Source organism: Treponema endosymbiont of Eucomonympha sp., assembly GCF_001028545.1.
Genome location: NZ_BBPW01000035.1, coordinates 1 through 7187 on the forward strand (window position 1 = coordinate 1; position 7187 = coordinate 7187).

The following is a 7187-nucleotide window of genomic DNA, read 5'->3' on the forward strand; positions in this document are numbered from 1 at the left end:
CATCGGTCACAGATGACCCCCTTGTAACGAACGGATCTGAATTTTCCGCAATAGCATTCCCATTCTTTCGTGGTGCCAAAACTTCGCTCGAAAATGATTGAAAAAAGCGGAAAGAATGATAAACGTCTTTTAAAGCGTATTGAAATCGCGGAACATATTCGTGCGTCAGGTAATAAATGCTCGTGGATGATTCTAGATGTTATTCCAGTTATCCCTCCAGAGCTTCGCCCGATGGTGCAACTCGACGGCGGACGTTTCGCTACAAGCGACTTGAATGATTTGTATCGCCGCATAATTAACCGCAACAATCGTTTGAAGCGGCTATTGCAACTTGCTGCCCCAGATATCATCATTCGTAATGAAAAACGAATGCTACAGGAAGCGGTAGACGCCTTATTCGATAATTCGAAACGAAGACGTGTAAAGGGCGTATCGAATCGGCCGCTCAAGTCCATTTCTGATATGTTAAAAGGAAAGCAAGGACGTTTTCGTCAAAACTTACTTGGAAAACGCGTTGACTATTCAGGGCGCTCAGTCATCGTTGTTGGCCCAGAACTCAAATTGTGGCAATGCGGCTTGCCAACAAAGATGGCGCTAGAACTGTTCAAACCATTTATAATGAAGAAACTTGTCGACAAAGATATAGTATCAAATGTCAAAAAAGCGAAAATGCTCGTTGAGCAAGAGAATCCTATGGTGTTCCAGATTTTGGACGAAGTAACAAATGAACATCCTGTGATTTTAAATCGTGCACCAACTTTACATCGACTCAGTATTCAAGCGTTTGAACCTATTTTAGTCGAAGGTAAAGCAATTAAATTGCACCCTCTTGTATGTCATGCGTTTAATGCAGATTTCGACGGCGATCAGATGGCTATTCATATACCACTTACACACGCGGCGCAAATGGAGTGTTGGACGCTGATGCTTTCAGCGCGAAACCTACTTGATCCGGCGAACGGCAAAGCTATCGTATATCCGTCACAGGATATGGTGCTCGGCATCTATTATTTGACAAAGATTAAACTCGACGCGAAAGGTTCGGGTAAACGGTTCAGTAGCGAGGATGAAGCGATGCTTGCTACTGATATTGGCAGTATCGATTGGCAGGCAGAAATTAAGGTGCCGATAAAGAAGGCGCCTTATAATGGCGCACTGGTTTCCACGACGGCGGGACGGATAGTGTTCAATCAAGAGATGCCGAAAGAAATTGAATTTGCCAACGAACTGCTCGGGGACAAAGAACTTAAGCAACTCATTAAAAAAGTGCACGACAAAAACGGACCGTGGATCACGGTGCAAATGCTTGACGCAATTAAAGCAACTGGCTATAAATACGCGACATTTTTCGGTGCAACGATTTCTATGGACGATATTATTGTGCCTACAGAAAAGGCGACAATGGTTGACAAGGCGAATCAGGAAGTTGATACAATTCAGAAGCAGTATCATGACGGCGTGATTACGCAGGATGAGCGCTACAACCGCGTATGTGATGTGTGGTCAAAAACAAACGAGCAATTGACCAATATTATGATGAATAATCTAGAAAAGGATAAAAATGGTTTCAATACTGTCTATATGATGGCGATATCTGGTGCGCGTGGTAGCCGTAACCAAATTCGGCAGCTTGCTGGTATGCGCGGATTGATGGCAAAACCAAATGGAGATATCATTGACTTGCCGATACGCGCAAATTTTAAAGAGGGCTTGTCAGTTATTGAATTTTTTATTTCGACGAATGGCGCGCGAAAAGGACTTTCCGACACGGCGCTCAAAACTGCCGATGCTGGATATCTGACACGGCGGCTCGTTGATATTGCGCAGGATGTGGTAATTAACGAAGACGACTGTGGTACGATTAACGGTATTAACTATACGGCGATGAAGGACGGCGATGAGATTATCGAACCGCTGAAAAATCGCATAGCGGGAAAATTTACGCAAGAACAGGTACTGCACCCAATTACAGGAGAACTTATCTGCGATACAAACGAATATATTACCGACGAGCTTGCCGTAAAAATTGACGAGATAGGCGTAGAGCGCGTAAACCTCCGTACGGTGCTCACCTGCGAAAGCCGTCACGGTGTCTGTTGTAAGTGCTACGGGCGCAATTTGGCGCGCAATAAAATCGTCGAAATCGGCGAAGCAGTCGGTATTATCGCCGCACAGTCCATAGGTCAACCAGGTACACAGCTTACGATGCGAACATTCCACGTCGGCGGAACGGCATCGAAAACAAGCGAAGAAAACCGCGTTGTCCTAAAATACCCGATCATCGTCAAATCCGTGTCAGGTACACACGTCGTCCGTAAAGACGGAAAATGGCTCTTTACCCGTAAGGGTACATTAGTAGTAACACGTATCCTTTACGAACATACACTTTCGGCAAAAGCGAAATTACTCGTTGCAGAAAATAGCCGCGTACCGAAAGATACGCCGCTTTTTATGGCAGGCAACAAAACGGTGTGTGCGGCGGAGGCAGGTAACATTATTATCCGCGGAAAAACACTATACGTCACTGCACCGGGCGACCAGAAAATTGAAATTCAGAACGGGTCGTTGTTCTTTTTCAAAGCGGGCGATATTGTCCCAAAGAATGAGATGCTTTCGATGTTTGATGCGTTTTCCGAACCGATTATCGCAGAAGTTGACGGCTACACACATTTTGAGGACATTATCGTCGGTTCGACACTGACGGAGGAGCTGGATAAAGAGACTGGAAACGTCGAAAAGCGCATCAATGATCTTCGTCTCGACATGAAACAGCCGCGTGTATTGATTACCGACGAAGCGGGCAATGAGCAGGGGAGCTACTATTTACCTGGCGGCGCAGTACTTCTGGTTAATGATAATGATAAAATATCCCAGGGCGACATAATTGCAAAAATGCCGAAAGAGTCGTTCAAAACGAACGACATTACGGGAGGACTCCCGCGAGTGTCAGAACTCTTTGAAGCACGACGACCAAAATATCCGGCGGTTCTTTCGCAGATTTCAGGCACGGTGCGATTTAAAGGGATTACGAAGGGCAAACGCGTCATTGAGGTAGCAGTCGACGATGAAGAAATATGTGAACCCCTTGAACACATGGTACCGATGACACGACGCTTGCTTGTCCGCGACGGCGACTACGTGGAGGCGGGCGACCGACTTTGCGACGGGGCGTATGACCCGCACGATGTTTTGACCGTTTTAGGCGAACGCGCGTTGCAAAACCATTTAATGGACGAAATTCAACAGGTGTATCGGGTGCAGGGAGTGGATATCAATGATAAGCATATCGGCGTGATTATACGACAGATGCTTCGCAGAGTGGAAATCGTTGAAGTGGGGGATACCGTATTTATTTATGGGCAACAGGTAGATAAATACGAATTTCACGAAGAAAATCACCGCGTTATAAATGAAGGGGGGCAACCTGCAATTGCACGTCCGGTGTTTCAAGGTATCACAAGGGCGTCGCTTAATATCAATTCGTTCATTTCGGCGGCGGCATTTCAAGAAACGACGCGCGTTCTGGCGAACTCAGCAATTGCGGGTGCGACGGATAATTTACACGGTCTGAAAGAAAACGTGATTATCGGACACTTAATTCCGGCAGGGACAGGCATTAAGAATTACCACAACATAAAATTATTTGGTGCTGATACGGTTGACCTTGACGTGCAGATGAATGAGATTCTTGAACGGCGTAGAATAGAAAGGGAATTATCCGTGGGTGAACCTGTATTTGAAGAAAATCCTGAGTTTCATTGATAGTGCAGCTCAGTGACAAAAGAAAATAAAGAGAAGCGGACAAAGCAACATCTTGCCGTGACACATTTTGGGACAAAATATGACGTATCCTTTACCCATTATTCGCATTGTTACAATGATACCGTAGGGCATTTGATGCTGCCAACAACATTCATATCTGGTTATCTGTCAAATTGAGAAAAATTTGTCGCTGTTGCCCTGTACAGAAATAAAATTGGTCCGTACAGGATAACGCAGCGTAGTAAGTATAAGGAGGGTGATATTATTGCCCTGAGACCAAAACCTGCGATAGGTTGTCCGGTTTTGCGCGGTGGCGCGGACGGCGAACGAACCCCTCTCCCGTCACCGTAACGCCGAACTGTTTTAGCATCGAGCGAACAGCTACGTCAAATTCTTTGCACGGGGGATTCATCGGGCGTATAAAATTGCGGCATCCTGTCCACGCTTGCAGGTATAATTCCGTGCCGGATTTGCCGTCGGCATATTCCTGTCCCCAATCAGCAAGCAACGAAAAGTAGTCGACCAGCATGAACGTTAGCTTTTCTCCTCGCTGTATCTTCGGCGAAAGTTTATGCACTATGTCCATTTTTTTCAGGTGTGCAAGATATTGCCGTGCAAACGCCGTATTTTCTGCGAGCCGGGAAGCCGCCTCGGGCTGTAAATAGCGGTATATATCTTGTTTGATAGCAGACGAAACGATATCCGCCGAATGCCCGCTGTCGATAATCTTGAACAATTCTTCTGTTATTCGCGAAGGTGAAATTTCTTGCAAGCGCCATGCATCTTGTCTGATTTGCCGCCGAAGCGCGAACGGCAAATTAAAGCCGGTCATCGCTGCATATTTTATCGCTCGAATTATTCGCACTGGGTCTTCAGAGAAAATCGTAGCAAGGGGGATGACCGGCACAATGCACCGCTTTGAAATATCTCGTATCCCACCGACATAGTCGATAACGCATTCATTTAGCGGGTCATAATAGAGCGCGTTCAGCGAAAAATCCCGCCGGAGCGCATCGTCGTCCATTGCGCCGTAGCGGTTGCCGACCGTGCCGTCCTCAAGGGAGCGAAAGGTACTCACTTCAAAAATCTTCTCGCCGGAATGAATATGTACCAGCCGGAAACGTTTTCCAATAATTCGCGCAGTTCTGAACAGCTTTTTGATTCGAGCAGGAGTCGCGTCCGTAACGATGTCAAAATCTTTTGGAGATTTTCCGAGCAACAAATCACGCACTGCGCCGCCGACAATATAGGCGTCATGACCGAATTGCTGCAATGACTTAACAATGCGTTTTGCGTCATTGTCTACCTTCTCGGGGTCAATTGAATGCTCTTTTTTGGTATAAATTACCGCTTTCTGTAACGGTGTCCCCCCAGTATTGGTTGTATAGCGATATAACACAGAAAATATAGTAGTGCAAAAGCGACGACGCGTCAACCAGCAGTGCAAAAAACGATCTCTATTAACTGTATGTTCCCTTTGTAGTATTATTGCCGCAGTGAATGTTATACGGCTTACGATATTCGGAGGGAGCTTTAACCCGCCACACGTTGGGCATCTTTTGCTCGGTGAGGAGGTCGTTACCCAACTTGGATACGATACGCTTTTGTTTGTGCCGGTGTGGAAAAACCCGTTCAAGGCGGAACCGTCCGGCGCGACGGAAGTTGACCGCGTAGAAATGCTGAAACGAGCAATTGCTGCCGTAGGAAACAACCATCTCGACATTGAGCTGTGCGAAATCAAACGAAGAGGCATATCGTATACTGCCGATACCGTTGCTTGCCTCGCGCAAAAATACGCAGGACGCCTCGACGGGAAAATTGGACTGGTTATTGGCGACGACCTATCCTGCGACTTTCATAAATGGCACAAATACCGCGAATTGCTCGCGCTGTCCGAGGTCATAGTGGCACGGCGAGTGCTTGAACCCACAGAAGGCGCGTTCCCCTTTCCATACATCGAATTGCAAAACGCGCTTTTGCCGATATCCTCCTCCGACATTCGCCGCCGCATCGCGTCAGGAGGTGCATGGCGCGCCCTTGTCGTTCCCAGCGTTGCAGAGTATATTATGCAAAAAAAACTCTATGGCTATACCCCCTGAAACTGGCAACGTGGTGTTGGAGGCGGTAAGGTGCTTTATCCGCGCAAATCTGAAACCAGTACGGTACGCACACTCGTTTCGTGTCGCGGAAACGGCGGTGCGCCTTTGCGCGAAATACGGAATCGCACCCGAAAATGCTCCGCTTGCAGGAACAGCTCACGATATGTGTAAAGATATGGATGATGAAACGCTGACTACGCTTGCCCTGCGGGACGGAATGCCGCTCACGCCACTTGAAACGCAAAACCCAGCGCTGTTACACGGGAGGGCGGCGGCGGTAAAACTCCGCGAGGGTTTCGGCGTTTCTGCTTCCGAAGTGCTAGAAGCCGTTCGGCTGCACACGTTCGGCAAGGCGGGAATGTGCCCTCTTGCGCAGATTATTTATGTGGCGGATAAAATTGAACCTGGTCGGACACAGGTAACCACCGGATACCTGTCTGCGTTGGAACCACTTACGCTCCCGCAATTGCTGCGATTTGTAACAGGGGAGAATCTCGCGTTTCTCGAAAAACAGGGCAAACGGGTGGCACCGGAATCACAGGAACTCTATCAGTGGACAGTTTCGAGATAAAAACTATCGAGCGCAAACGAAAAGGCTTGCCCCGCAAAACCGGCATGCCGCTGTTAATCGTTATACTGTTCGTTCTTGCGGGAAGTGGCGCATTGTTTTTCCGCTCGATTCGAATTGACACTGTCGCCGAGATAATTAAAGACAACGGCGTTATCAAAGTTCTGTTCCTTCTTAAAAAAAAGAAGCAATTGCTTTCGAGCAGTGTACTTTTTTATTATCCACAGAATAAGTGCGGTGCAGTGTTTACGATACCCGGCAACACAGGCAAGCGTTATGACGCCTTGAAACAACGAATTGACCGCATTGATGCGGTATTCGCAGAATGCGATTTGCAGGCATACCGTCGCGAAGCAGAAATTTTGCTCGGCCAGCCTTTTTCGTTTACCGTCGAGATTACCCTTGATTCGCTGTATGCGTTGGCAGATTTACTCGGGGGGCTTCGCGCGTTCGTCCCGAAAAACATTGCTGCGGAAGACAAAAGCGGCGAGCGTTTGCTCATGCCATTGGGTACAATTGAGTTGGAGAGCGAAAAGGTACGGACGTATGCAGACTATATATTCGGCAGCGAGAACGAGGCGGGTGCACAGGCACGGTGGCAAGACCTCGTGATGTCATTGCTTAACGCACTGTCCGAAAACCAGCACCTTATTCGCGACAAGCACGCATTCAGTCTTATTGCCAACTGTATGACGACGGATTTGAATCGGAACGATTTGCAGCATTTGCTTGCCGAAATCACGGAACTGAATTTCAAC

4 protein-coding genes and 1 pseudogene are annotated in these 7187 nt (G+C 47.5%); 4 read left to right on the forward strand and 1 reads right to left on the reverse strand.

The genetic code is table 11. The features are described 5' to 3' along the window. Window positions 1–69: 69 nt before the first annotated feature. Window positions 70–3762 (forward strand): annotated as a pseudogene (rpoC, locus tag AWU74_RS02905) (DNA-directed RNA polymerase subunit beta'); the annotation flags it as partial. 262 nt (window positions 3763–4024) lie between these two features. Here rpoC and pcnB read toward each other — a convergent pair. Beyond that, the gene (gene pcnB / locus AWU74_RS02910) at window positions 4025–5161 is read right to left on the reverse strand and encodes a polynucleotide adenylyltransferase PcnB (protein WP_062327383.1); all 1137 of its coding nucleotides are present in this window, start codon (window positions 5159–5161) and stop codon (window positions 4025–4027) included. A 97-nt stretch (window positions 5162–5258) separates the two neighbouring features. Between pcnB and nadD the strand changes: the two genes are divergently transcribed. From nadD to AWU74_RS02925, 3 genes are all read left to right on the forward strand, one after another. Then, on the forward strand, window positions 5259–5861 hold the full coding sequence (gene nadD, locus AWU74_RS02915; protein WP_162481442.1) for a nicotinate (nicotinamide) nucleotide adenylyltransferase: 603 nt from the start codon (window positions 5259–5261) through the stop codon (window positions 5859–5861). Then, window positions 5845–6432 (forward strand): bis(5'-nucleosyl)-tetraphosphatase (symmetrical) YqeK, encoded by a 588-nt coding sequence (gene yqeK, locus AWU74_RS02920; protein ID WP_162504713.1) that lies wholly within the window; start codon window positions 5845–5847, stop codon window positions 6430–6432. The genes nadD and yqeK overlap by 17 nt, the downstream gene beginning before the upstream one ends. Before the next feature lie 26 nt (window positions 6433–6458). Next, window positions 6459–7187 (forward strand): LCP family protein (locus AWU74_RS02925; RefSeq protein ID WP_498067478.1); only part of this gene is annotated, 729 nt, incomplete at its 3' end.

Coding starts and splice junctions, on each gene's coding strand:
- yqeK (WP_162504713.1), top strand. CDS start 5,845: ATGGCTATACCCCCTGAAACTGGCAACGTGGTGTTGGAGGCGGTAAGG.